Here is a 22,238-nt window from a genome sequence, read left to right as displayed (position 1 = left end):
ATCCCATGGCAACGGCAATCACCTCACCGGTCTACGATCCCGTCCCGACCGCGACGAATCTGGCGGACAAGTACGTCGCGCCGCGCCAGCAGATCCTGACGACGCAGCTTGCCGCCGCCACGGCCGCCGAGCGCGGCCTGACCGAGATGAATTCGGCGCTGCTGGCGTTCCAGACCAGCCTGGCGGCGCTCACGGGCGCGAACAAGAAGGTGTTCGCCCAGTCCGCCGTGTTTGGCGACACCACGATCGGCAGCGCCACGGCCAGCAGCAAGGCCGCCGCCGGCACGTATGCGTTCTTCGTCAAGCAGATCGCCACGGCCAGCCAGGTCTCGCTCACGGGCCTGACCGACAGCACCGGCGTGGCGGGCACGCTCAAACTGAACATGGGCGGGGCCCTCGCCTTCGACGTCGACATGGCCGCGGCCAATACCGACGGCGGCGCGCTGAGCACGCGCGAACTGGCCGCCGCCATCAATGGCGCAGCCGGCAACGGGGGCAAGGTCACGGCCTCGATCGTCACCACCGGCGGTACGGCGGAGCTGGTGCTCACCGCCCGGGATACCGGCCTGAACTCGGCCATCACGCTCGATACGAGCGGCATCACCGGTACGTCCAGCCTGGTTGACGCGAATGCCGATCCGGCGCGGCGCCGGGTGCTGGTCGAGGCCCAGGATGCCGAAATCCGCGTCGGCGCCGAGAACGGCACCGCGATCACGCAGGCCAGCAACACATTCACCGCCGTCGATGGCGTCAGCATGACATTCACCCGGGCCCAGACGACCGGCGCGACGCCCGTCACGCTGACCGTGTCGGCCGACACCAAGACCACCACGGCCAACGTGCAGGCGTTCGTCGACGCCTACAACAAGCTCAAGACCACGCTGAGCAAGCTGACCGCCAGCGGCGACGCTGCCAAGGGCGTGGCCGGGGGCGCGTTCGCGCATGACAGTGGCGTGCGCGCGCTGGGCGACCGGCTCGGGTCGCTGCTGCGGCCCGCCAATGGCGATTCGCTCGCGGCCTACGGCATCATTTCCACCCGCAGCGGCACGCTCGAACTGGATGCGGCGCGCCTGACCAGCCAGCTGGCCGTCAATCCGACCGGCCTGGACACGCTGATCGGCGCGCCAAGTTCATCGGCCCCGACCGGCATCGCCGGTGCGCTCGACACCTACCTGAAAACCTGGAGCAGCAGCGTCGACGGCCAGATCAGGCAGCGCCGTGAACAGACCACCACCCAGCAATCGCGCCTGAGCGACCGCCAGGCTTCGCTCGACGGGCAGCACGAAGCCGCCTACCAGCGCTACCTGCGCCAATTCACGCAGCTGCAGACGATGCAGTCCGTGATGAACAACAACGTATCCCTGTTCGATGCCCTGTTCAGCAACGACAAATAACCACAGCCGGATTCCCACCATGTCCTATCAAGAAGCCTACGGCAGTTACCACGCAGTGAACCTCGACGCGCAGACCACGCGCGCCTCGCCGGTCGACCTGGTGCTGCTGCTCACCGACGGCCTGCTCGACGAACTGGCGCGCGCCCGCGCGCACATCGTCGCCCGCCGCTACGAACAGAAGGCAAACAGCATCAACAAGTGCGTCGAGATCATCAATGGCCTGGCCAGCTCGCTCGACTTCGACGGCGGCGGCGACACGGTCGCGAACCTGGCACGCATCTACGACTTCTGCGCGGGCCGCCTGCACACGGCCGGCATCAAGCTCGACCCGGACATGGTCGATGAAGTCACCCGCATCCTGTCGACCATTCGCCAGGGCTGGAAAGGCGTCCAGGAACGCAATGGATAGGTCACTCATCATCGGCCGCCTGAGCGCAGAGCTCGACGCCGCCGTCAGCGGCGCCGACTGGGATGGCCTCGAGCGGGCCGTGCGCGACCTGGCGCGCCAGTTGCAGGCACTGGCCGTCAAGGGCCCGTGGAGCGCCGCCGAGCGTGCGGCCCTGCGGCAACTGCAGGCAGCGCACGAGCGCGCCGCCCATGCGGGCGCCGCTGCTGCTGCCGGCCTGCAGGCGCGCATGGACGAGATGCGCGACAACAAGGAAGGCTGGATAGCCTATGCCCTCGCGGGCGCAACCGAACCTGGTGAGATTGTGCAATGAACCTTGCGATGAACAGTGCCATGAATACTGCGATGCGCGCGGCCGGCAGCGTGGCCGGCAATCCCGCGCCGGCAACGGCGCCCGATGCGCTGGCGCCGCCTGCCGGCGCAGCCGGTGCTGACACGCCTGCCCCGGCGCCTGCGACGCCGCCAGCGGCGGCCCTGCCCTTTGGTCACTGGATCGCACGGGAGCAAGCGTTGCCCGAGACCGCCGCTGCGCCGCAGGGCGATACCGTGACCACGCCGGACGCCGACGCCGGCGACGCCAAGGCAGCGCCCGAAGAAGCGCACGCGCCTGACGTCCTGCTGGCCGCGATGGCGCCGCTGGTGGCGCCGGCCGCACTGCCAGCGATGATGCTGGCGATGCAGGGTGCGAAGCCCGGCGTTGCCGGTGATGGCGCTGCTGCGCCTTCCGACGATGCCGTCGGCGTCACGGATGCCGTCGCCCAGGCGGGCGGCGCACACGCCACACCGGCAACGGTCAATGTGCTGACCGCCGCAGCGCCGCCGATCCTGCCATCTGCCGTGCAGGCCGCCGGCATGCCGGCAGCAGCAGCCGGGCCTGGCCCGGGCGCCGCCCAGCCGGTGACGGCGCAGCCGAACGCCATGCCTGCCGCCGCGCCGGTGTCGGGTGAGGCCGCGGCCGAGGCCAGCGCCGAGGTCGCCAGCGTCACGACGGCGCCGGGCGTGAGCGCCGCCACGCAGCCGGCCGGCGCGCGCGGCGCCGACAGCATCGTGCTGGCCGGCCCGCCGACCGCATGGCGCCAGAACCTGCACGAAGCGCTGGGCGAGCGCCTGCAGCTCCAGCTTGGCCGCAACATCGACCAGGCCACGATCCGCCTCGAGCCGCCGATGCTCGGCCGCATCGACATCGCCATTCGCCACAGCGGTGGCAACCTGGAGATCCACATCGCCGCCTCCAACAGCGACGTCTTGCGCCAGCTGAATGCCGTCAGCGACAGCCTGCGCAGCGACCTCGCGGGGCGCCAGTACAGCAGTGTCTCGGTCAACGTCAGCGACGTGCCGCGCATGCAGGCCAGCGCCCAGACCGGTGGCCAGACGCCGGGCCAGGGCCAGGCCGATGCCCAGGGGCGTTCGCGCCAGGAACAGGAACAGGCGCGCACCCCTGGCCGCGCGCTGCACGACGAAACCGCCGCCGGCGCCACGCTTTTCTCGATGAACTGACACGACCCCCATGAAATCAAAACTGATCATCGCCATTGCCGCAGTCGCCGTCCTGGCGGCCGCCGCCGCCGGTGGCGCCATGTGGTACACGAGCAGGACCGCAGGCGCCGCCGTGGCCGCCAAGCCGGCGCCCGAGACCAAGCTGACCAAGTATGTCACGCTGGACAAGGTCATCGTCATGCTGCGCCGCGCGCCGGCCGAGCAGGCCACCCATTACCTGTCGGTCGACCTGGTGCTGGCCACCACGGCGGCGGACGAAAAGGCCACCAAGGAACAGTTGCCGCTGCTGCGCAGCATCGTGGTGTCCGCCCTGTCGGCCCGCACGATGACCGAAGCGTCCGCCATGACGGTGGACCAGTACGCGGCCGAGCTGAACAAGGTCTTCAACGCCAACTATGCGAAGGAAAACCACATCAAGCCGTTTTCCGAAGTCATGGTCGGCAAGCTGATCATCGAGTGATACGCAGCCTGATCCCGGAGACGCCGTGGCCTACATGACCGATTACGTCGATGCCGCCGCCAGCGAATATGGTGACGTGGTGGCCAGCGCGGGCTTGTCGCCGCAGGACGAGTCGCGTCACCTGGTGGCGTATGCGCCGCTGGTCAAGCGCATCGTGCGCCAGCTCGGCAGCCAGGTCTCGGGCGCGATGGGGCGCGAGGACATGGAACAGATCGGCCTGATGGGCCTGCTGGAAGCGCTGCGTCGCTATGGCACGCCGGATACCGGGTTTTCGAGCTACGCCGCGCTGCGCGTGCGCGGTGCAATCCTGGACGAATTGCGGCGCCAGGACTGGCGCCCGCGCGCCGTGCGCCAGGACAGTCACCGTCAGCGCGACGCCCTGCGCGCACTCACCCGCAGCCTGGGCCGCGAGCCGACCGAACAGGAAGCGGCGGGCGCACTGGGCCTGAGTCCGGATGAATATCAACAGTATCTGCTGGCCGAAAGCGCCGAAGAAATGCTCAGCTTCGACGAGATCCTGCAGGAAGCGGTCGGCGCCGAGCAGCACACGCCCGGCCCCGAAGACGCCTACATGGTGCGGCGCAGCCTGGAACAGGCGCTGGCAAGGCTGAACGACAAGGAACAGCGCGTGATCCAGATGATCTATGAGTTCGAACTGAGCTACAAGGAAATCGCCGCCGTGCTCGACCTGTCCGACGCGCGCGTCTGCCAGCTCAACAAGAGCGCGCTGGCAAAAATGAAGACCGCGCTCCGGCGCGACTGAACCGACACCACAGAAACCGCCAGAAAGGCACCACGTCATGCAGCAATTACTCGGTATCGCCATCGTGCTTGGCGCCGTCTTCGGGGGCTTTACCCTGATGGGCGGCACCTTTACCTCGATCTTCCACCCGATCGAGCTGTTGATCATCGGCGGCGCCGCGCTGGGCGCGCTGGTGCTCGGCAACCCGAGGCACGTCCTGGCCGAACTGGGCCACCAGCTCAAGAAGGTGGCGGCGCGCAAGAAGCACGACTCGGAATTCCAGCGCCAGCTGCTGCTCCTGATGTACGAGCTGCTGCAGACTGCCGCCGGTGGCCTGAAGGCACTCGACGCGCACGTCGAGGCGCCCGCCGAAAGTCCGCTGTTCCAGCGCTATCCGGCGATCCTGGACGAAACCAAGCTGTTGGCATTCATCGTCGATAACTTCCGCCTGATGGCGATGGGCAAGATCAACGCGCACGAGCTCGAAGGCGTGCTCGAACAGGAACTCGAAGCCATCCACGAAGAGCTGACGCAACCGGCCAAGTCGCTGCAGAAGATCGCCGAGGCGATGCCGGGCTTCGGCATCCTGGCGGCCGTGCTGGGCATCGTGATGGCGATGTACTCGGTCTCGGGCGGCGCCGATTCGGGCGAGATCGCCGAAAAGATCGGCGCGGCCATGGTCGGTACGTTCATCGGCATCTTCGCCTGCTACGGCGTGCTCGAGCCGCTGGCCAACCTGATGAAACAGCGGGTCAACTCGGACGCCTCGACGATGGAAACCGTCAAGGTCGTGCTGTGCACCCACGTGGCCGGCAAGCCTGCCCTGCTGGCGATCGACGCCGGGCGTCGCCTGATCCAGCTGAATACCAAGCCCAGCTTTGCCCAGCTCGAACAGTGGATCAATGCGATGGGCGGCGAAGACGAATCGCAGAACAAGCGCCGGCGCGCTGCCGACCGCATGACGGGGTAACACGTGTCGAAAACGAACGACAAGCACGAATCGACCATCGTCAAGCGCGGTGGCGGCAAGCACCAGCATGACGAGCATGGCGGCGCCTGGAAAGTCGCGTTCGCCGACTTCTGCCTGGCGCTGATGGCCCTGTTCCTGGTGCTGTGGCTGATCGCGTCGCGCGAGCAGCAGAATCTGAAAGCCATCATCAGCGAGGCGACCGAAAGCGGCATGCTCGAAGGCCAGGGCCAGAAGCCGGCCATCGCCAGCGAACCCAGCGGCAGCCTGATCGAACGCTTCCCGGTACCGCACACGGGCAATGGCGGCCCCGGCAATCCGGGCAGCGGGGGCGATGCGAACGCACCGAAGGTCGGCTATGAAACGCAGGCCGACCTGTCCGCGCTGTCCAAAGCACTCACCGAGCTGTCGGCCGAAGCAGGCCTGGCGCCGAACCTGGCCACCGTGGTCACGCCCTACGGCTTGCGCGTGATGCTGCACGATACCGACAAGCAGGGCATGTTCATGCGCGGCAGCGCGCTGCCGACCGGGCGCTTTGCGCGCCTGTTGCAAAAAATGGGGCCGCTGTTCGCGCAGATGCGCAACCAGATGCTGATCGTCGGCCATACCGACGCCAGCCGCTACGCCGGCATGGACCGCGGCGCCTATTCGAACTGGGCGCTGTCGACCGACCGCGCGCTGTCGGCGCGGGCCCAGTTGCTCACCGGCGGCATGCGCACCGACACCGTGCTGCAGGTGGTGGGCATGGCCGACCGCGGGCCCCTGCATCCCGAACAGCCGCTCGACGGCAAGAACCGCCGCATCGAACTCTTGATCCTGACGGGCGCGCAGTCGCGCGCCGTGGCCGGCATGTTCGGCGCACCGGCCGCCGGCGCACCAGCTGGCAAGGCACTGGCTGGGACCGCAAATGCGCGTGCGACCGTCAGCCTGCCCGATGCAGCGGCACTGGAAACTCTGCGCGGCCAGCTGCCGACATCGCCATGACCATCAACACCAAATCACGAGGTAACCGCATGAAAATCTCCGGCACATCGTCGTCCGCCATCACCACCGTGACGCCTGGCGCCGGTGCGGTCTCGGTACCGGTCCAGACCGAAGCATCGGCGGCGCCGGCAGCCGCCTTGCAGTCGGCAGTGCTGCAGCCTGCAGCCGATGCGCTCAGCGCGATGCCGGACTTCGACGCCGTGCGCGTGGCCGAGCTGCGCGAAGCGCTCGCACGCGGCGAGCTGCCGTTCGATGCCGGGCGCCTGGCCGGGCTGATTCAAAAATTCCACTCGGGACGCTGAGCATGGCCACCCTCACCCGCACCCAGGCCAACACGCTGCTTGCCGATGGCGTCACGCAGGATGTCAAGGAAGCAGCCAACATCCTGATGCTGCTCGAACGCCAGTTCGACGCCGCCGTGCGCCACCGCAGCGCCGAACTGAGCGCGCTGGCCGATGAACTCACCCCGCTGCTCGACGCCATGGAAGCGCGCCGCCAGCAGCGCGTGAATCTCGTGCGCGCACTGCTGGGTCCGCAGGGAACGATGACGCAGTACAGCGCGACGCTGGCGCCCGCGCCGCGCGCCGCCTTCGAGGCGGCCTGGCAGGCGCTGGAGCAGACGGTGCGCGCCTGCAAGGATGCGACGCTGCGCAACGGCCAGTTGCTGGCCGAACAGCACGGCATCATGCAGCGCGTGCTGCACGGCGAGGAGCAGTTGTATGCGCCACGTTGACCTGACGACCCGCGCGACCGCGCCAACCGCCGCAACGAGCGCAGCGAACGCAACGCGCCCGACCGCCGCTTCCGGCGGGGGCACGGGGTTTGGCAGCCTGTTGAACGATGTGGCCAGTGAAGTGGCTGCCTACATCCAGCATGGCGACCCGGATGGCGGCGCTGCCAGCGCACTGAGCGCCGAAGGTGCGCTGCTGCGCGCGCGCGCCACCGGCCTGATCATGGATGGCACCGAGGGCGCTGACGGCGCTGATGGCGTCCCCGCGCCAAACGCCGTCGCCAGGCCGCCCCAGCAGCAGGCATTCCTGGACAGCATCGCGCCCTGGGCACGCCAGGCGGCACAGCAGCTCGGCGTGACGCCGGAACTGGTGCAGGCCCATGCTGCCCTAGAATCGGGCTGGGGCCAGCGGCCGCTGCGCGCCCCCGGCGGCGCGAGCAGCCACAACCTGTTCGGCATCAAGGCCGGGCCGCGCTGGAATGGCGCAACGGGCGACTCGACCACCACCGAATACGTGAACGGCGCGGCGCTGACCACCCGTGAGCGCTTTCGCGCCTATCCGGATGCGGCCAGTGCATTCCAGGATTACGCCCGCGTGTTGCTGGACAACCCGCGCTACCGCACCGCGCTCAATACGGGCAACGATGCGCAGGCGTTTGCGCAGGGACTGGCGCGCGGCGGTTACGCCACCGACCCCGACTATGCGTCGAAGCTGGCGCGCATCGCCGGCAAGCTGCAGGGGATAGCTGAATGATGCCCGGCTTGATCCGTCAGTCGCCCAACGGCAAGTCAGGCGGCTGGACCGCGCCGGCGCCGACCACGCGCATGCGCACGACCTGGCCGCTGGCGCTGTTCTTGACCCGGACCACGGCGCCGCGCGCGCCAGCGTCGAGCGCCTCGCCGGCCATGCTCACTTCGATGCCATCCTGGCGCGCCACCATCACGACACCATCGCCGCGCTTGACCACGACCGGTGCGGCCAGGCTGCCCGCGCGCAACACATCGCCGGCGCGCAGGCTGCGCCGGCTCGACTGGCCGACGACATTGGCCAGCACGCCGACCGGATCGGCAATATTGGTGATGTCGCGCCGCTCGAGTGCGACATTGGACGCGCCCAGCACCGTATTGGCTGACAAAGGCGCGCTGGCCACGGCCACCATGGCCGACACCCGCGCCCGCACGATGAATTCATGGCGCCAGCCGCTGCCATCCGGGCAACGCGCGACAAAACGCATGCGCGCCGGCTGGCGCGTGTCGACGGCCTCGATGGCGGGCGCCACGCTGCACGCTGGCGCCGGCCGGCTGCTGACCACGGTCAGGTCGAACTCGGGTTCGGACAAGCCGCTGGCGGCCGCCACTTTTTCGAGCTCATCACGTGCAATTTTTTGTATCTGCGCAGAAATAGTTTGCGCTGACCATGCTGTGGTGCACAACACACACGCTACAATTATCAGTATTGCCTTAGGGAAACTCATAGGTGGACAATATTGGTCAGGCGGAAACAGTCATTTTAACCAATCCCACTGCACTTCACGGAGAATCGCCATGTCGATCAATTTCAAGCAGGCGCTGGGCGTACACGCCGACGCGCTGCAGCTGCGCGCTGAACGCACCCGCGTTCTGGCCGCCAACATCGCCAACGAAAGCACGCCGGGTTACACCGCCCGCGACATCGATTTCGCCAGTGCATTGCAAGACCAGCGCGATGCCGATGACGGCATGCCGACCCTGTCGGCCGACGGCCCGCTGTACCGCGTCCCGTACCAGGCCAGCGCCGACGGCAACACTGTCGAAATCGGCGTCGAGCAGGCAGCGTTTTCACAGAACGCGTCCGACTTCCAGACCAGCCTTACCTTTATCAACATGAAGCTGCGCGGTCTGAACAAAGTCATTTCCGGTCAATAAGACCAACCAGGAGCATCCCATGGGATTCAAGGATATTTCACAGATTGCCGGCTCGGCCATGGCGGCACAGACCGTGCGCATGAACACGATCGCCAGCAACCTGGCCAACGCAAACGCAGTCGCGGGCACCGAAGCCGATGCCTACCGCGCGCGCAAGCCCGTGTTCGCCGCGATGGTGGGCGACGCCGGCACCGCCAGCGTGCAGGTGCTCGACGTGGTCGAGTCGAGCGCGCCGCTGCGCCGCATGCACGAACCGGACAATCCGCTGGCCGATGCCGACGGCATGGTGTTCTACGCGAACGTCAACGAAGTGGCCGAAATGGCCGACATGATGGCCGCCTCGCGCGCCTTCGAGACCAATGTCGAGGTCATGGGCCGCATCAAGTCGATGCAGCAGTCGCTGATCCGCATGGGAGAGAGCTGATCATGGTCACCACCACGTCGAATGCGTTCGGCCTGAATGGCAACACGAACGGCAACGCGAACAGCAACGCCGTCGCCCCGGCGGCCAGCCCCGTCAGCGCCAACAAGGACATGTTCACCAAGCTGCTGGTCGCGCAGATCCGCAACCAGGATCCGCTGGCGCCATCGGATCCGGCCACGTTCGTCAACCAGCTGTCGCAGCTGTCGCAGACCGAAGCGCTGGAAAACATGACCCAGACCACCGCTGCCAGCGCCACCATGCTGCAAAGCCTGCAGGTGCTGGCGATGGGCGGCCAGGTCGGCAACCAGGTCTCGGTCGAGACGGGCCGCGTGCAGCTGGGCGAGACGGCGCTGCAGGGCAGCGTCCAGCTGGGCGGGGCCAGCAGCCTGACCCACCTGGTGCTCACGGGCGCCACCGGGACACAGACACGGATCGAGTTGCCGCCGCATGCCGCGGGCGCGCAGCATTTCACGATCGACCCGGCCAAACTCGGCCTGCCAGCGGGCAAATACAGCATCGCCGCCGAAGCGGCTGACGGCACCCAGCCGGCAGTGGAAATCGACGGCCGCCTGAACAGCGTGCGCCTGTCGTCGACCGGCGGCATCGTCATGCAGGTGGCCGGCATCGGCGACGTCGAGCCGGGCTGGATCACGGGTTTCAACGGCAAGACCACCGGCGCCGATGCGCCCGTCACGTTCAATTAAAAGGATCAGCCATGAGCTTCAATATCGCCCTGTCGGGCATCCAGGCCATCAACGAACAGCTCACGACGCTGTCGAACAATATCGCCAACGCCGGCACCTACGGCTTCAAGAGCAGCCGCGCCAACTTCGCCTCGGTATATGCCGGCGACCAGGCCAATGGCGTGCAGGTGCAGTCGCTGACCCAGAACATCAGCCAGAACGGCAGCCTGTCGAGCACCGGGCGCGGCATGGACGCCGCGATCCAGGGCCGCGGCTTCTTCACCAGCCGCGATGCCCAGGGCGTCGTGTCGTATTCGCGTGTAGGCATCTTCTCGACCAACGCCGATGGCTTGCTGGTCGATTCGACTGGCAAGAAGGTCCAGGGCTACGGCCCGAGCGTGGGCGGCGTGCTTGGCACGATGGGCGACATCGCCATCCCGACCGGCCAGATCCCGGCCGTGGCCACCACCAAGGTCAGCTACGCCGGCAATATGTCGGGCGACTGGAAAGTCCCGGCCACCGCCTTCAGCCCAACCGACGCCAATACCTACAATATGGTCAAGCAGTCGGTGGTCTACGACTCGCTCGGCACCCAGCACACCGTATCGCAGTACTTCGTCAAGACCGATGCCGACACCGTGACCGTGCACTACAGCCTCGATGGCGCGGCGCCGGCCGGCGCCGGCTTTGCCATGAACTTCGGCACCAATGGCCAGATCCTGCCGGCGACGACGAGCGGCACGGCCCTGACCATCCCCGGCGCCGCAACGGGCGCAGCCGACATGACGTTCAGCTTCGACTATACGGGCACGTCCAGGTTTGCCGGCGAAGCGACCAACACCACCAACCGCGCCGACGGCTATGCCTCGGGCACCTTCGTCGGTGTCGAGCTGGCCGAGAACGGTTCGATCGTGGCCAAGTACAGCAACGAGCAGCAGCAGGTGGTCGGCACGATCGCCATTGCCACCTTCCCCGACGAAGGCAGCCTGGTGTCGGTCAGCGATACCGCCTGGATCGCGAATGCCAATTCAGGCGCGCCGCTGTACACGACGCCGGGCGTGGGCCTGGGCGGCAAGCTGTCCAAGGGCGTGCTGGAAGGCTCGAACGTCGACATCACGTCGGAACTGGTCGGCCTGATGACGTCGCAGCGCAATTATCAGGCGAACTCGAAGGTCATCACCGCCGAGAACCAGATGATGCAGTCGCTGATGCAGGCCCTGTAAGCGCCACGCCATGGATAAGCTCATCTTTACCGCCGTCAGCGGCGCCGAACGCACGCTGCGCGCGCAGCAGGTACGGGCCAACAACCTGGCCAATGCCGACACGCCGGGCTTTCGCGCCAATATCGAACTGGCGTCGGTGCAGTCGCTGGGTGGCTACGGCTACGACAGCGTGCACCAGTCGCGCTCGGAAGCCTACACCATTTCCACCCGCACCGGCACCGTGCGCGAGACCGGCCGTCCACTGGACGTGGCCGTCGCCGGCAACGGCTACCTGGCGGTCGAATGGGCTGGCGGCGAAGCCTATACCCGCAGCGGCGCCATTGCCATCGACGCCAATGGCGCGCTGTCGGTCGCCGGCCGCCCGTTGCTGGGCGAAGGCGGCGCGATCGTGCTGCCGCCGCACACGGCGGTCGACATCGCCAACGACGGCACGATCTCGGTGATGCCCGAAGGCGGCACCGTGACCCAGGTCGTCGATCGGCTGCGGCTGGTGAGCGCCGAAGGCGCCGAACTGACCAAGAACGAGGCGGGCCTGATCGTGGCCCGTGGCGGCGAGCCGCTCGCGGCCGACCAGAACATCAACGTACGCAGCCGTGTACTCGAAGGCAGCAATGTCTCGGCAGTGGAAGAAATGGTCGCCGTGATGGCCCTGAACCGCAGCTTCGAGATGCAGATGAAGATGTTCAAGGCCAGCGACAGCATGAACGAATCGGGCAACCGACTGCTCGGCGCTTGACGCCGGCACAACCTCACAGGGAGCAACCATGAATCCAGCAATGTGGATCAGCAAGACCGGCGTACAGGCGCAAGACGCCAAGCTGCAGGCCATCGCCAACAACCTGGCCAACGTCAACACCGTCGGCTTCAAGCGCGACCGCGTCGTGTTCGAAGACCTGTTCTACCAGGTCGATGCGCAACCGGGCGCCCAGAACGCCGACAACACCGTCAGCAATGGCGTGCAGCTCGGTAACGGCGTGCGCGTGGTCGGCACCCAGAAAGCCTTCACCAACGGCAGCCTGCAACAGACCAGCCAACCGCTTGACGTCGCCATCTCGGGCGCCGGCTTCCTGCAGGTGCGCCGCCCGAACGGCGAACCGGCCTACACCCGCGCCGGCCAGTTGCAGGTCGATGCCAACGGCACGCTGACCAACGCGCAGGGCTTGCCGATCGTGCCACAGATCACGATTCCGCAGAATGCCGCCGGCGTGACGATCGGCGAGAACGGCGTCGTCTCGGTCACGATCGCGGGCCAGCCGGCGCCGCAGGAAATCGGCCAGCTGAACCTGACCGCCTTCATCAATCCGACGGGCCTGCTGGCACTGGGCGACAACCTGTTCCAGGAAACCGCCGCCAGCGGCGCGGCCAATGAAGGCCGCCCGGGCGACGCCGCATTCGGCAAGCTCAAGCAAGGCTCGCTGGAAGGCTCGAACGTGCAGGTCGTCGAAGAGATGGTCGACATGATCGCAGCCCAGCGCACCTACGAGATGAACACCAAGGTGCTGTCGGCAGCCGACAATATGCTGCAGACCCTGGCGGCGGCGGCACGCTGATGCGCGCAATTGTCACCGCCCTTGCCGGCGCCCTGTGCGGGCTGGTCCTGGCCGGCTGCTCGTCGCCGATGCCGGTGTCCCTGGCCGACGACGACGCCATGCCGCTGCAGCGTCCGGTGCGCGCCGGTCTGTCAGGCGGCGTGTTCACGGCCGACACGGTCTCGCTGACGTCCGACAGCCGCGCCTACCGCGTGGGCGACGCCGTCACCGTGATCCTGCAAGAGACCACGCAGGCGAGCAAGCGCGCCGGCACCAGCATCTCGAAGGGGTCGTCGGTCGGCATCGCGCCGCTGGCCGCGCTCGGCAAGGTCTACGGAAAAACCGGGATCGACATCTCGGCCGACCGCGATTTCGAGGGTGACGCCACCAGCACCCAGCAAAATGCGCTGTCCGGCGCGCTGACCGTGATCGTGCAGGAAGTGCTGCCCAATGGCCTGCTGCGCGTGGCCGGCGAAAAGAACCTGATGCTGAACCAGGGCGAAGAATTCGTGCGCCTGAAGGGCTTTGTGCGCGCCGCCGACATCGATACCGACAACCGCGTCTCGTCGCTGCGCGTGGCCAATGCCCGCATCGCCTATTCCGCCCGCGGCGCGCTGGCCGAGGCCAACACGCCGGGCTGGCTGACGCGCTTTTTCAACAGCCCCCTGATGCCGTTCTGAGGATCTCCATGATTTCGCGCCGTTTTGCGCCATTGCTGTTTGCCGCGTTCTGCGCGAGCGCCCTGCTGCCCATCCACCCCGCCCACGCCGCCCAGGCCCTGCGCAATCTCGTCAGTGTCGAAGGCGTGCGCGACAATCCGCTGGTCGGCTATGGCCTCGTCGTGGGCCTGAACGGCAGCGGCGACTCGACCCAGGTGAAATACGCGAGCCAGTCGGTCGTCAACATGCTCAAGCAGTTCGGCGTGCGCCTGCCCGAGGGCGAAGACGCCAAGAACAAGAACGTCGCGGCCGTTATGGTCTCGGCCACCTTCCCGCCCGGCTACCGCCGTGGCCAGACGATCGACGTGACCGTTTCGTCGCTGGGCGACTCGAAAAGCCTGCGCGGCGGCACGCTGCTGCTGACGCAACTGCGCGCGGCCGACAACGAAGTCTATGCACTGGCCCAGGGCAATGTCGTGGTCGGCGGCCTGAACGCCACGGGCCGCAGCGGTTCGTCGGTCACCGTGAATACCCCGACCGCCGGCCGCGTGCCCAACGGCGCCCAGATCGAGCGTGAGATCGCCAGCGACTTCGCCACCCGCCCGCAGATCACGCTGCGCCTGCGCCAGCCGCATTTCGAGACGGCAACCAATGTCGTCGATGCGATCAACAAGCGCTACGGCCCGGTGGCGACCACGCAGGATGGCACCAGCGTCGATGTCATCGCGCCGAGCAATCCGACCGAGCGCGTGGCGTTCATGGCGCGCCTGACGGCATTGACCGTCGAATCGGGCGTCGAGGTGCCACGCGTCGTGTTCAATTCGCGCACCGGGACCGTCGTCATTGCCGACGGCCTGCGCGTGAAAGCCGCCGCCGTCACGCACGGCTCGCTCAAGGTGATCATTTCGGAGAGTTCGCGTGTCAGCCAGCCGGGTCCGCTCAGCAACGGCCAGACCGCCGTGACGCCCGAATCGAAGCTGTCGGTCGACCAGGGTTCAGGCCAGATGTTCCGCTGGCCGCCCGGCGCGCGCCTGCAGACGATCATCGACACCGTCAACAGCCTGGGCGCCTCGCCCGACGACATCATGGCGATCCTGCAGGCCCTCGACCAGGCCGGCGCGATCGAAGGCGAACTGGTGGTGATCTGATGCGCATCGACGAACTTCGCAATACAAGCCTGGCGCTCAATGCCGACAATGTCGCCCCTGCCGCTGAACCGCCGGCCGATCCGGCCTACGTCGCCAAGGCCACCAAGGCTGCGGTGGAATTCGAGCGCTTCTTCATCGGCCACATGCTGCGCACGATGCGCGCCTCGACCCGCGAGATGGCCAGCGAGGACAGCGTGTTCAACAACCGCGTGAACCAGGACATGCAGGACATGGCCGACGATCTGCTGGCAGGCAATATGGCCGGCCAGCGCGCGTTCGGCATTGCCGATGCGATCCTGCGCCAGCTGGTGCCGGGCGCTGGCGGCGGCAAGACCTGACCGTCTGCACCGGCAACGCCAATCTGCAGTAAAGCTTAACAAGCGGCAAGGATTGGTCGCCTTATCAGGTTAACCCTGTCCCGAAACGAGTTCCACCATGACGATCATCAACAATGCCCTGTCCGGCGCCCTCGCCGCCCAGATCGCGCTGTCGGCCAGCAGCCAGAACATCGCGAATCTGCAAACCAAGGGATACACCCGGCAATCGGCGCTGTTTACGTCGTTGGGCCCGGATGCCAGCGGGCGGTCGGCCGGCAATGGTGTCGAGGTGAGCTCGCTCATGCGCTTCTCGGACAACTACAAGAGCCAGGCGATGTGGCGCGCCGCGTCGGAACAAGGCGCCTACGCCCAGTCGCAGCCCTACCTGACGCAGCTCGAAAGCGTGATGGGCGACGCCTCGGCCAGCCTGTCGGCCGGCATCGACGATTTCTTCAAGGCCATCAACGCCGTGGCTGGCGACCCCGGTTCGACCCCGCTGCGCCAGCAGGTGCTGACGTCTGCCAGCCTGATGGGCGAGCGCATCAACGGCATGAACAATGTCTTTAACGCGCAGATCACGTCGGTGCGCCAGCAGCGCAGCGCGCTGGTCGATGCGGCCAACAGCGACATCGGCACGATCGCGAGCCTGAACCGGCAGATCATGGAAACCCAGGCGGGCGGCGTCTCGGCCTCTGGCCTGATCGATGCGCGCGACAACGCCATCGACGCACTGGCGTCGAAGATGGCGCTGGAAGTATCGACCAACGCCGATGGCAGCCGCGATGTCGCGCTCAAGAGCGGTCAGGCGCTGGTGATCGGCAGCATGCACGGCACGCTGCAGGCCGCCGCGACGACGAGTGCGCCGCAGGCGTTTTCGATCACGTTTGCCAGTGCCACCTTCACGCTGGACGCCACGAAAATGGGGGGTCAGATCGGTGGCCTGAGCCTGTACGAAATCACAACCCTCAAGCCGCTGCAGGATGATGTCGACACGCTGGGCCGCACCATTGCCGAGCGCGTCAATGCCCAGCTGGCGTTCGGGTTCAGCACGCCTGCCAGCGGCCCCGCCGTGGCCGGCACACCGCTGTTCGTCTACACCCCGGGCGGCGGCGCGAATGCACTGAAGGTCGTTGCCGGCTTCAAGGCCGAAGACCTGGCCTTCTCGGGCGACGGCTTGCCAGGCGATACCGCCAATCTGCAACAACTTGCCGCGCTGAAGGGCCAGCCGGTCACGCTGCCCGGGATCGGGACTGTCCTGCTGAGCGACGCCGATACCCAGCTGCTGGGCAAACTGGCCATCGACAGCAAACTCAACAGAGCATCCCTCAAGACCACCGACACCGTGCGCACGCAAGCGGTTGACGACTGGCAATCGACCAGCGGCGTCAACGAAGACGAAGAAGCAGTCAAGCTGGTGGAACTGCAGCGGATGTACGAAGCGAACATGCGGGTGATCTCGATTGCCAACTCGATGTTCGACGCCACGCTCGCGATGATGGGCTAAAGGAACAATCATGCGTATCGCCACTTCCCAGTACCAATCGACGATGAACGCCTCGCTCCAGGTCAACCAGGAGCGGGTCAGCCAGATCATGCAGCAGATCGCCAGCAACAAGCGCATCCTGCTGCCGTCGGACGACCCGGTCGACAGCGTGCGCCTGTCGCGCCTGGAGCGCGAGGAATCGTCGGTCCAGCAATACCGCGACAATATCGGCGCGCTGCAGCTGCGCCTGTCCAAATCGGAAGGCTACCTGAGCAATATGGTGGGCGAGATGAACGAGGGCCGCGACCTGCTGGTATGGGCCTCCGACGGCAGCAATGCCCCGGCCGACCTGAAAGCGATGCTGGCGCCGCTGCAGGCGCTGAAGGACAGCCTGTTCTTCAGCGCCAATACGGTCGACCACGAAGGCAACCATCTGTTCTCGGGCACGCTGACGCGGACGGCGCCGCTGGCCTACGATCCGGCCGCCGTACCGGGTGCGCGTTACACGTATGCGGGCAACACCAACAGCCAGAACGTCACGGTCGGCAGTGGCCTGACCCAGCCCGCCAACGAAGACCTGGCGGGCCTGGAATCGCTGCTGAATCAGCTCGACGAGACCATCCGCGTGCTGTCGACCCCTGGCGCGAGCGCCAATGACCCTGCCGTACGTGCGGTGCTGACAGCCAACCTGAAGGGCTTCGACACGACCCAGGGGCTGGTCTCGAGCAAGATCGCCACGATGGGCGGGCGCCAGAACGTCATCCGGACGCTCGAGGCCAACCACGCCAACATCAGCCTGTCGAACCAGATGGCCATCCTCGACATCGGCCAGCTCGACGTCGGCGTCGCCGCGACTGAGCTCAGCGGCTACTCATCGGCCCTGCAGGCGACCTACAAGGCCTACGCCAAGATCGGCAACCTGTCGCTGTTCGATGCGCTGTGATGCCCATGGACGCCCTGACCCGCACCATTACCCCGCCGGCCGTTCCGGGTAGCAGCACGCTGGCCGGCCTCGTCCGCGCTGGCGCCATGGCGGCCCGCGTCGTTACCGCGCAGCCGTCTGCGGCCGAACCGGTGACGGGATCCGCCACGGCGGCCACTGCGCGCGCACCGCGCCGCAGCGCTTTGCACGGCCCCGATCTGCAAACGGGCGTGGCGCAGGCCCAGCAGGCGCTCGACTATCTGGCGCGCATCGCCGCCCAGCTCGAAGCGCTCAAGGCAGATTTAAGTACCCGCCTGGCCGGGCGCGGCGCGGCATCGCGCCAGCTCGAAGCGCGGGCGCGCCAACTGGGCGACACGCTTGACACCCGCCGCAGCGAAGGCGGCGCCGGGCTCGATGCCGAGCTCGGCTTTGACGGCGACCGGGTCGCACAACAGCGTTTTCGTATCGACGGCCTGGACATCGCCAGCCTGCAGGCGGCCGGCAACCAGACCCTGGGCTTTTCGGTCGGCAGCATCGGCGGCCCGCAACTGGCGGCCACGTTCGAACCGGGCATGACGGAGGAAGAGATCGCCCGGCGCCTGGACCGCACGCTGGCGCCGGTCGGCATTCGTGCCGGGCTCGACACGGAGCGCGCGCTCGTCTTCACGACGCCCGAGGCCACATTCGACGGCGTCAAGGACGCCATTGCCGTGACGGGCCGTGGCCGCGTCGATACGACCGCGCTGCCAGCCTCGCTGGCGCCACGGGAATGGCAACTGGGTAATCCGGACGCCCTGCGCCAGGGGTTGCGCGAGGTGGTGCAGGCGCTGGCGCGCGTGCGCCGCTCGCAGGATGCCGCCGCCCTCGCCCTGAGTCAGGCCACGGCGCGCACGGCGCAATCGGAGTTGCCGCAAGCCGAACTGGCGCTGCTGGCCGCGGATTTCTCCGGTACCGCCACCAGCCACGATTACCAGTCGCTGCTGGCCATCACGTCGGCACTGGTGGGCGTGAGCCGCGAACGGGTGCAGGCGCTGCTCGGATTGCGCTGACACTTGCCACCCATTGGACGTCTGACATCGCGCTGCTTCAACGCATCGCGTTGATGAATAAAAAAAAACCCCGCTGCATGCAGCGGGGTTTTTTCATTCACCGGCAATCTCGATTGCCGGTGAGGGGAAGGCATTAACCTTCGCGGTTGGCTTTCTTGCGCTCGTGCTCTTTCAGGTAGCGCTTGCGCAGACGAATGCTCTTCGGGGTGATCTCGACCAGTTCGTCGTCCTCGATGAATTCGACCGCGTATTCCAGCGACATCTGAATTGGCGGCACCAGGCGCACCGCTTCGTCGGTACCCGACGAACGCACGTTGGTCAGCTGCTTGCCCTTGATCGGGTTCACGACCAGGTCGTTGTCACGCGAGTGGATGCCGATGACCATGCCTTCGTACACCGGGTCGTTGTGCGACACGAACATGCGGCCGCGGTCCTGCAGTTTCCAGATCGCGTAGGCAACGGCAGCGCCGTCATCCTGCGAGATCAGCACGCCGTTACGACGGCCGGCCATTTCGCCTTTGCTGTTGTCGACTGGTGCGTACTCGTGGAACACGTGGCTCATCAGGCCGGTACCGCGGGTCAGGGTCATGAATTCGCCCTGGAAGCCGATCAGGCCACGCGCCGGGATCAGGTACTCGAGACGCACGCGGCCCTTGCCATCCGATTCCATGTTCTGCAGGTCGCCACGACGACGACCCAGTTCTTCCATCACGCCGCCCTGGTTGGCTTCTTCGACGTCGACCGACAGGCTCTCGAACGGCTCATGGCGCACGCCATCGACCATCTTGAACACGACGCGTGGACGCGACACTGCCAGCTCGAAGCCTTCGCGACGCATGTTTTCCAGCAGAATCGTCAGGTGCAGCTCGCCGCGGCCCGAGACTTCGAAGATCGTGTCGTCGTCGGTTGGCGAAACGCGCAGTGCGACGTTGGCTTTCAGTTCGCGGTCGAGGCGTTCGCGCAGCTGACGGCTGGTGACGAACTTGCCTTCGCGGCCGGCCAGTGGCGAGTTGTTGACCATGAAGTTCATGGTCAGCGTAGGCTCGTCGACGGTCAGCATTTCGAGTGCGTCCGGGGTGTCCGGTGCGCAGATGGTCGAACCGATGCCGATTTCTTCGATACCGTTGATCAGGACGATGTCGCCAGCGACGGCTTCATCGACCAGCACGCGCTCCAGGCCCTTGAAGTTCAGGACCTGGTTGATGCGACCCTTGATTGGGGTTGCGCCTGGGCCGTTCACGACGACGACGTCCTGGCCAGCCTTGATACGGCCGCGCGAGATACGGCCAATGCCGATCTTGCCGACGTACGACGAGTAGTCGAGCGACGTGACTTGCATCTGCAGCGGACCGTCCGGATTGTCGTCACGGACTGGCACGTGTTGCAGGATCGCTTCGAACAGCGGCTTCATGTCGCCTTCGCGGACATCTTCGGTCAGGCCGGCATAGCCGTTCAGACCCGATGCGTAGACGATCGGGAAGTCCAGCTGTTCATCGGTCGCGCCGAGCTTGTCGAACAGTTCGAACGTCTGGTTGATGGCCCATTCGGCGCGCGCGCCTGGACGGTCGACCTTGTTGACGACGACGATTGGCTTCAGGCCCAGGGCCAGTGCCTTGCGGGTCACGAAGCGGGTCTGTGGCATCGGGCCTTCTTGCGCATCGACCAGCAGCAGCACGGAGTCAACCATCGACAGCACGCGCTCGACTTCACCGCCGAAGTCGGCGTGGCCTGGGGTGTCGACGATATTGATGTGGGTACCTTCGTACTCGACAGCGCAGTTCTTCGACAGAATGGTGATGCCGCGTTCTTTTTCGAGGTCGTTCGAGTCCATCACGCGGGTTTCCACCTGCTGATTTTCACGGAACGTACCGGATTGACGCAGCAGCATGTCCACCAGGGTGGTTTTGCCGTGGTCAACGTGGGCGATGATTGCGATATTACGAATCGCGCGTTTGGTGTTTGACATGGTCTCTGAGAAGTTGCGTTGTACGGAAGTGTACGATCTGCCGAGTATCTGCTGCGCTGTACCGCGATGCTGCCGAGGTACTGCGACGATGTTGCCGCGATGGTGCCGCGAAGTTGCCGCGCACTTGCTGATTTCGGAAACCGACTAGTATAGCAGGTAAAGTACCGCTCTAACCGGGGTGGTTGGAAATAGCGAGGTATTTCAAGAGCTTGCCCGGTCACTGGACAGACGGGGCGCTGCCTGCAAGGGTAGCGCCCGTTTATGACTGCCGCGTGACATCAACCCTGGGGTGCGGTCGAGATCAGGCGTTCGGGGGCCAGGATCGCATACTCCCCAAGAATACCGGTGCCCAGCAGGCTGCCAGCATGATAGATGCGCACCCTGCCCTGCTGTTCGGGAACGACGATGTCTTCCTTGCCAAGCGCCAGGCGCTGCCCTTGCAGGAAACGGCGCGCCAGCTCGGGCGTCAGTTCAAGGGCCGGAAAACTCGACAGCAAGGCGTCGACCGGCTGCAGCAGCGACAACGGGTCGGGGTGCGCCAGCAGATCGTCCAGCGTAATCATGCCCTCGATCGTCAACGGCCCGACTTCGGTGCGGCGCAGTGCGTTCAGGTGCGCGCCGCAACCGAGCGCGGCGCCGATGTCCTCCCCCAGCACGCGCACATACGTGCCCTTGCTGCAGGTCACGGCGATCTTCAGGAACGGCGCGTCGTACGCAACCAGCGTCAGCGAGTGGATCGTCACCGGGCGCGCTTCGCGCTCGAGCACGATGCCTTCACGTGCGTATTCGTACAGTGCCTTGCCGTCGCGCTTGAGCGCCGAGTACATGGGCGGCGTTTGCAGGATCGGGCCGCGGTAGCGGGCCAGCGCGGCTTCGATCTGGTCCAGCGTCACATCGACGGGTTTGGTCTCGACGGCCTCGCCTTCGGTGTCGCCGGTGGTCGTCGTGATGCCCAGGTGGACCGTGGCCAGATAGGTCTTGTCCGACTCCAGCAAGTCCTGCGAAAACTTGGTCGCTTCGCCAAAGCACAGCGGCAAGAGGCCGGTGGCAAATGGGTCGAGCGTGCCGGTGTGACCGGCCTTCTTCGCATTGAGCACGCGCTTGGCCTTGATCAGCGCGTCATTGGACGAGAAGCCCACCGGCTTGTCGAGCAACAGCACGCCATTGACCAGGTCGCGCGGTTTTTTGGCGGGCCGACCGTTCACGCTTTGTTCGCCTTGTCGGCGTCGTCACCAGCATCGCTGTCCTGATCCTGATCCTGATCCTGGTCCTGCTCCTGCGACTGGTCCAGGTCGACATCCACCTCAGGCGCCGGATTCGATTCCGGGTCATCCTTCGAGCGCGTCGCATTAGCCTGGTCGATCAGGGCCGACATCTGCAGGCCGCGCACGGTCGACGTGTCATGCACGAAGTGCAGCGCCGGCAGCGTGTGGATGTGCAGGCGCTTGCCCAGCATATTGCGCAGGTAGCCGGACGCCTTGTTCAGGCCTTCCTGCGTCTGCTTGACTTCCTCCACGCCATCCTTGAGCAGGGTGAAATACACCTTGGCGTGGGCATAGTCAGGGGTCAGTTGTACTTCGCTGATCGTGACCATGCCGACGCGAGGGTCCTTCAGTTCGAAGGCGATGAGTTCCGACAGATCCTTCTGGATCTGGTCGGCCACGCGCAGGCCGCGCTTGGGAATGCTTTTGCTGTGTTTAGCCATGATGTTGCTGCATCTTTTTCTGGAAAATCAGAGAGCCAAAATAAA

Annotated in this window: 26 protein-coding genes and 1 pseudogene; 23 read left to right on the top strand and 4 right to left on the bottom strand. The window is 66.1% G+C overall.

The features are described from left to right. Positions 1–5 precede the first annotated feature (5 nt). From fliD to AC56LW_RS08115, 11 genes are read left to right on the top strand one after another with little or no spacing between them, the layout of a single operon-like run. On the top strand, positions 6–1,394 hold the full coding sequence (fliD, locus tag AC56LW_RS08165) for a flagellar filament capping protein FliD (protein WP_499633367.1): 1,389 nt from the start codon (positions 6–8) through the stop codon (positions 1,392–1,394). A gap of 19 nt (positions 1,395–1,413) precedes the next feature. Beyond that, on the top strand, positions 1,414–1,803 hold the full coding sequence (fliS, locus tag AC56LW_RS08160) for a flagellar export chaperone FliS (protein ID WP_332530279.1): 390 nt from the start codon (positions 1,414–1,416) through the stop codon (positions 1,801–1,803). Then, complete coding sequence (locus tag AC56LW_RS08155; protein WP_499633365.1) at positions 1,796–2,113, top strand: hypothetical protein; 318 nt, start codon at positions 1,796–1,798, stop codon at positions 2,111–2,113. The genes fliS and AC56LW_RS08155 overlap by 8 nt, the downstream gene beginning before the upstream one ends. A 20-nt stretch (positions 2,114–2,133) precedes the next feature. Continuing rightward, complete coding sequence (locus tag AC56LW_RS08150) at positions 2,134–3,297, top strand: flagellar hook-length control protein FliK (RefSeq protein ID WP_499633364.1); 1,164 nt, start codon at positions 2,134–2,136, stop codon at positions 3,295–3,297. A gap of 10 nt (positions 3,298–3,307) precedes the next feature. Further along, positions 3,308–3,757, top strand: coding sequence for a flagellar basal body-associated FliL family protein (locus AC56LW_RS08145; RefSeq protein WP_499633363.1), 450 nt, complete (start codon positions 3,308–3,310; stop codon positions 3,755–3,757). 34 nt (positions 3,758–3,791) lie between these two features. Next, complete coding sequence (locus AC56LW_RS08140) at positions 3,792–4,520, top strand: FliA/WhiG family RNA polymerase sigma factor (RefSeq protein WP_499633680.1); 729 nt, start codon at positions 3,792–3,794, stop codon at positions 4,518–4,520. A gap of 37 nt (positions 4,521–4,557) precedes the next feature. After that, a complete protein-coding gene (gene motA / locus AC56LW_RS08135; protein ID WP_332530275.1) occupies positions 4,558–5,469 on the top strand; it encodes a flagellar motor stator protein MotA in 912 nt (303 codons plus the stop codon). A gap of 3 nt (positions 5,470–5,472) precedes the next feature. Next, complete coding sequence (locus AC56LW_RS08130) at positions 5,473–6,450, top strand: flagellar motor protein MotB (protein WP_499633360.1); 978 nt, start codon at positions 5,473–5,475, stop codon at positions 6,448–6,450. A gap of 29 nt (positions 6,451–6,479) precedes the next feature. Further along, a complete protein-coding gene (gene flgM, locus AC56LW_RS08125) occupies positions 6,480–6,752 on the top strand; it encodes a flagellar biosynthesis anti-sigma factor FlgM (RefSeq protein ID WP_482897688.1) in 273 nt (90 codons plus the stop codon). Positions 6,753–6,754: 2 nt separating this feature from the next. After that, on the top strand, positions 6,755–7,183 hold the full coding sequence (gene flgN, locus AC56LW_RS08120) for a flagellar export chaperone FlgN (protein WP_499633358.1): 429 nt from the start codon (positions 6,755–6,757) through the stop codon (positions 7,181–7,183). Next, entirely contained in the window at positions 7,170–7,934 is a 765-nt protein-coding gene (locus AC56LW_RS08115; RefSeq protein WP_499633356.1) for a glycoside hydrolase family 73 protein, read from the top strand. Before flgN ends, AC56LW_RS08115 begins: the two co-directional genes overlap by 14 nt. A gap of 16 nt (positions 7,935–7,950) precedes the next feature. Here the strand turns inward: AC56LW_RS08115 and flgA are convergent, their stop codons facing one another. Beyond that, the gene (gene flgA, locus AC56LW_RS08110) at positions 7,951–8,538 is read right to left on the bottom strand and encodes a flagellar basal body P-ring formation chaperone FlgA (protein ID WP_499633354.1); all 588 of its coding nucleotides are present in this window, start codon (positions 8,536–8,538) and stop codon (positions 7,951–7,953) included. 187 nt (positions 8,539–8,725) lie between these two features. Between flgA and flgB the strand changes: the two genes are divergently transcribed. The 12 genes from flgB to AC56LW_RS08050 all read left to right on the top strand — a co-directional run bounded on the left by flgB (position 8,726) and on the right by AC56LW_RS08050 (position 18,522). Then, positions 8,726–9,085: a flagellar basal body rod protein FlgB gene (gene flgB, locus AC56LW_RS08105; protein ID WP_332530270.1), complete on the top strand. Its 360-nt coding sequence runs from the start codon at positions 8,726–8,728 to the stop codon at positions 9,083–9,085. A gap of 19 nt (positions 9,086–9,104) precedes the next feature. Beyond that, entirely contained in the window at positions 9,105–9,509 is a 405-nt protein-coding gene (gene flgC, locus AC56LW_RS08100; protein WP_258836342.1) for a flagellar basal body rod protein FlgC, read from the top strand. Positions 9,510–9,511: 2 nt separating this feature from the next. Continuing rightward, positions 9,512–10,213, top strand: coding sequence for a flagellar hook capping FlgD N-terminal domain-containing protein (locus AC56LW_RS08095; protein ID WP_499633352.1), 702 nt, complete (start codon positions 9,512–9,514; stop codon positions 10,211–10,213). Positions 10,214–10,224: 11 nt separating this feature from the next. Then, the gene (locus AC56LW_RS08090) at positions 10,225–11,415 is read left to right on the top strand and encodes a flagellar hook protein FlgE (protein WP_332530267.1); all 1,191 of its coding nucleotides are present in this window, start codon (positions 10,225–10,227) and stop codon (positions 11,413–11,415) included. Between the two features lie 10 nt (positions 11,416–11,425). Beyond that, positions 11,426–12,151, top strand: a complete 726-nt coding sequence (locus tag AC56LW_RS08085; protein WP_499633350.1) for a flagellar basal body rod protein FlgF — start codon at positions 11,426–11,428, stop codon at positions 12,149–12,151. A gap of 28 nt (positions 12,152–12,179) precedes the next feature. Then, the gene (gene flgG / locus AC56LW_RS08080; RefSeq protein ID WP_183549500.1) at positions 12,180–12,965 is read left to right on the top strand and encodes a flagellar basal-body rod protein FlgG; all 786 of its coding nucleotides are present in this window, start codon (positions 12,180–12,182) and stop codon (positions 12,963–12,965) included. Then, complete coding sequence (gene flgH, locus AC56LW_RS08075; RefSeq protein ID WP_499633348.1) at positions 12,965–13,624, top strand: flagellar basal body L-ring protein FlgH; 660 nt, start codon at positions 12,965–12,967, stop codon at positions 13,622–13,624. Before flgG ends, flgH begins: the two co-directional genes overlap by 1 nt. 8 nt (positions 13,625–13,632) lie before the next feature. Continuing rightward, the gene (locus AC56LW_RS08070) at positions 13,633–14,751 is read left to right on the top strand and encodes a flagellar basal body P-ring protein FlgI (RefSeq protein WP_332530264.1); all 1,119 of its coding nucleotides are present in this window, start codon (positions 13,633–13,635) and stop codon (positions 14,749–14,751) included. Further along, a complete protein-coding gene (locus AC56LW_RS08065; RefSeq protein ID WP_183549494.1) occupies positions 14,751–15,089 on the top strand; it encodes a rod-binding protein in 339 nt (112 codons plus the stop codon). Before AC56LW_RS08070 ends, AC56LW_RS08065 begins: the two co-directional genes overlap by 1 nt. 97 nt (positions 15,090–15,186) lie before the next feature. Beyond that, complete coding sequence (gene flgK, locus AC56LW_RS08060; RefSeq protein WP_499633346.1) at positions 15,187–16,572, top strand: flagellar hook-associated protein FlgK; 1,386 nt, start codon at positions 15,187–15,189, stop codon at positions 16,570–16,572. A gap of 10 nt (positions 16,573–16,582) precedes the next feature. Then, complete coding sequence (gene flgL, locus AC56LW_RS08055; RefSeq protein ID WP_499633344.1) at positions 16,583–17,494, top strand: flagellar hook-associated protein FlgL; 912 nt, start codon at positions 16,583–16,585, stop codon at positions 17,492–17,494. 5 nt (positions 17,495–17,499) lie between these two features. After that, on the top strand, positions 17,500–18,522 hold the full coding sequence (locus AC56LW_RS08050) for a hypothetical protein (RefSeq protein WP_499633342.1): 1,023 nt from the start codon (positions 17,500–17,502) through the stop codon (positions 18,520–18,522). A gap of 133 nt (positions 18,523–18,655) precedes the next feature. Here AC56LW_RS08050 and typA read toward each other — a convergent pair whose 3' ends face one another. From typA to rbfA, 3 genes and pseudogenes are all read right to left on the bottom strand, one after another. Beyond that, complete coding sequence (gene typA, locus AC56LW_RS08045) at positions 18,656–20,488, bottom strand: translational GTPase TypA (RefSeq protein WP_183549484.1); 1,833 nt, start codon at positions 20,486–20,488, stop codon at positions 18,656–18,658. Between the two features lie 278 nt (positions 20,489–20,766). Beyond that, complete coding sequence (truB, locus tag AC56LW_RS08040; RefSeq protein ID WP_499501171.1) at positions 20,767–21,693, bottom strand: tRNA pseudouridine(55) synthase TruB; 927 nt, start codon at positions 21,691–21,693, stop codon at positions 20,767–20,769. 125 nt (positions 21,694–21,818) lie between these two features. Continuing rightward, positions 21,819–22,193: pseudogene (gene rbfA, locus AC56LW_RS08035) on the bottom strand (30S ribosome-binding factor RbfA); the annotation flags it as partial. Between the last annotated feature and the right edge of the window lie 45 nt (positions 22,194–22,238).

This window comes from Telluria sp. LT2P80 (assembly GCF_059685955.1).
This window is presented reverse-complemented; position numbering and strand designations above follow the sequence as displayed.

Coding starts and splice junctions, on each gene's coding strand:
- fliD (WP_499633367.1), top strand. CDS start 6: ATGGCAACGGCAATCACCTCACCGGTCTACGATCCCGTCCCGACCGCG.
- flgC (WP_258836342.1), top strand. CDS start 9,105: ATGGGATTCAAGGATATTTCACAGATTGCCGGCTCGGCCATGGCGGCA.
- flgN (WP_499633358.1), top strand. CDS start 6,755: ATGGCCACCCTCACCCGCACCCAGGCCAACACGCTGCTTGCCGATGGC.
- AC56LW_RS08145 (WP_499633363.1), top strand. CDS start 3,308: ATGAAATCAAAACTGATCATCGCCATTGCCGCAGTCGCCGTCCTGGCG.
- flgH (WP_499633348.1), top strand. CDS start 12,965: ATGCGCGCAATTGTCACCGCCCTTGCCGGCGCCCTGTGCGGGCTGGTC.
- AC56LW_RS08140 (WP_499633680.1), top strand. CDS start 3,792: ATGACCGATTACGTCGATGCCGCCGCCAGCGAATATGGTGACGTGGTG.
- flgL (WP_499633344.1), top strand. CDS start 16,583: ATGCGTATCGCCACTTCCCAGTACCAATCGACGATGAACGCCTCGCTC.
- AC56LW_RS08085 (WP_499633350.1), top strand. CDS start 11,426: ATGGATAAGCTCATCTTTACCGCCGTCAGCGGCGCCGAACGCACGCTG.
- flgK (WP_499633346.1), top strand. CDS start 15,187: ATGACGATCATCAACAATGCCCTGTCCGGCGCCCTCGCCGCCCAGATC.
- fliS (WP_332530279.1), top strand. CDS start 1,414: ATGTCCTATCAAGAAGCCTACGGCAGTTACCACGCAGTGAACCTCGAC.
- AC56LW_RS08150 (WP_499633364.1), top strand. CDS start 2,134: ATGAATACTGCGATGCGCGCGGCCGGCAGCGTGGCCGGCAATCCCGCG.
- AC56LW_RS08155 (WP_499633365.1), top strand. CDS start 1,796: ATGGATAGGTCACTCATCATCGGCCGCCTGAGCGCAGAGCTCGACGCC.
- AC56LW_RS08115 (WP_499633356.1), top strand. CDS start 7,170: ATGCGCCACGTTGACCTGACGACCCGCGCGACCGCGCCAACCGCCGCA.
- motA (WP_332530275.1), top strand. CDS start 4,558: ATGCAGCAATTACTCGGTATCGCCATCGTGCTTGGCGCCGTCTTCGGG.
- flgG (WP_183549500.1), top strand. CDS start 12,180: ATGAATCCAGCAATGTGGATCAGCAAGACCGGCGTACAGGCGCAAGAC.
- AC56LW_RS08065 (WP_183549494.1), top strand. CDS start 14,751: ATGCGCATCGACGAACTTCGCAATACAAGCCTGGCGCTCAATGCCGAC.
- typA (WP_183549484.1), bottom strand. CDS start 20,488: ATGTCAAACACCAAACGCGCGATTCGTAATATCGCAATCATCGCCCAC.
- AC56LW_RS08050 (WP_499633342.1), top strand. CDS start 17,500: ATGGACGCCCTGACCCGCACCATTACCCCGCCGGCCGTTCCGGGTAGC.
- AC56LW_RS08070 (WP_332530264.1), top strand. CDS start 13,633: ATGATTTCGCGCCGTTTTGCGCCATTGCTGTTTGCCGCGTTCTGCGCG.
- flgM (WP_482897688.1), top strand. CDS start 6,480: ATGAAAATCTCCGGCACATCGTCGTCCGCCATCACCACCGTGACGCCT.
- AC56LW_RS08090 (WP_332530267.1), top strand. CDS start 10,225: ATGAGCTTCAATATCGCCCTGTCGGGCATCCAGGCCATCAACGAACAG.
- AC56LW_RS08095 (WP_499633352.1), top strand. CDS start 9,512: ATGGTCACCACCACGTCGAATGCGTTCGGCCTGAATGGCAACACGAAC.
- flgB (WP_332530270.1), top strand. CDS start 8,726: ATGTCGATCAATTTCAAGCAGGCGCTGGGCGTACACGCCGACGCGCTG.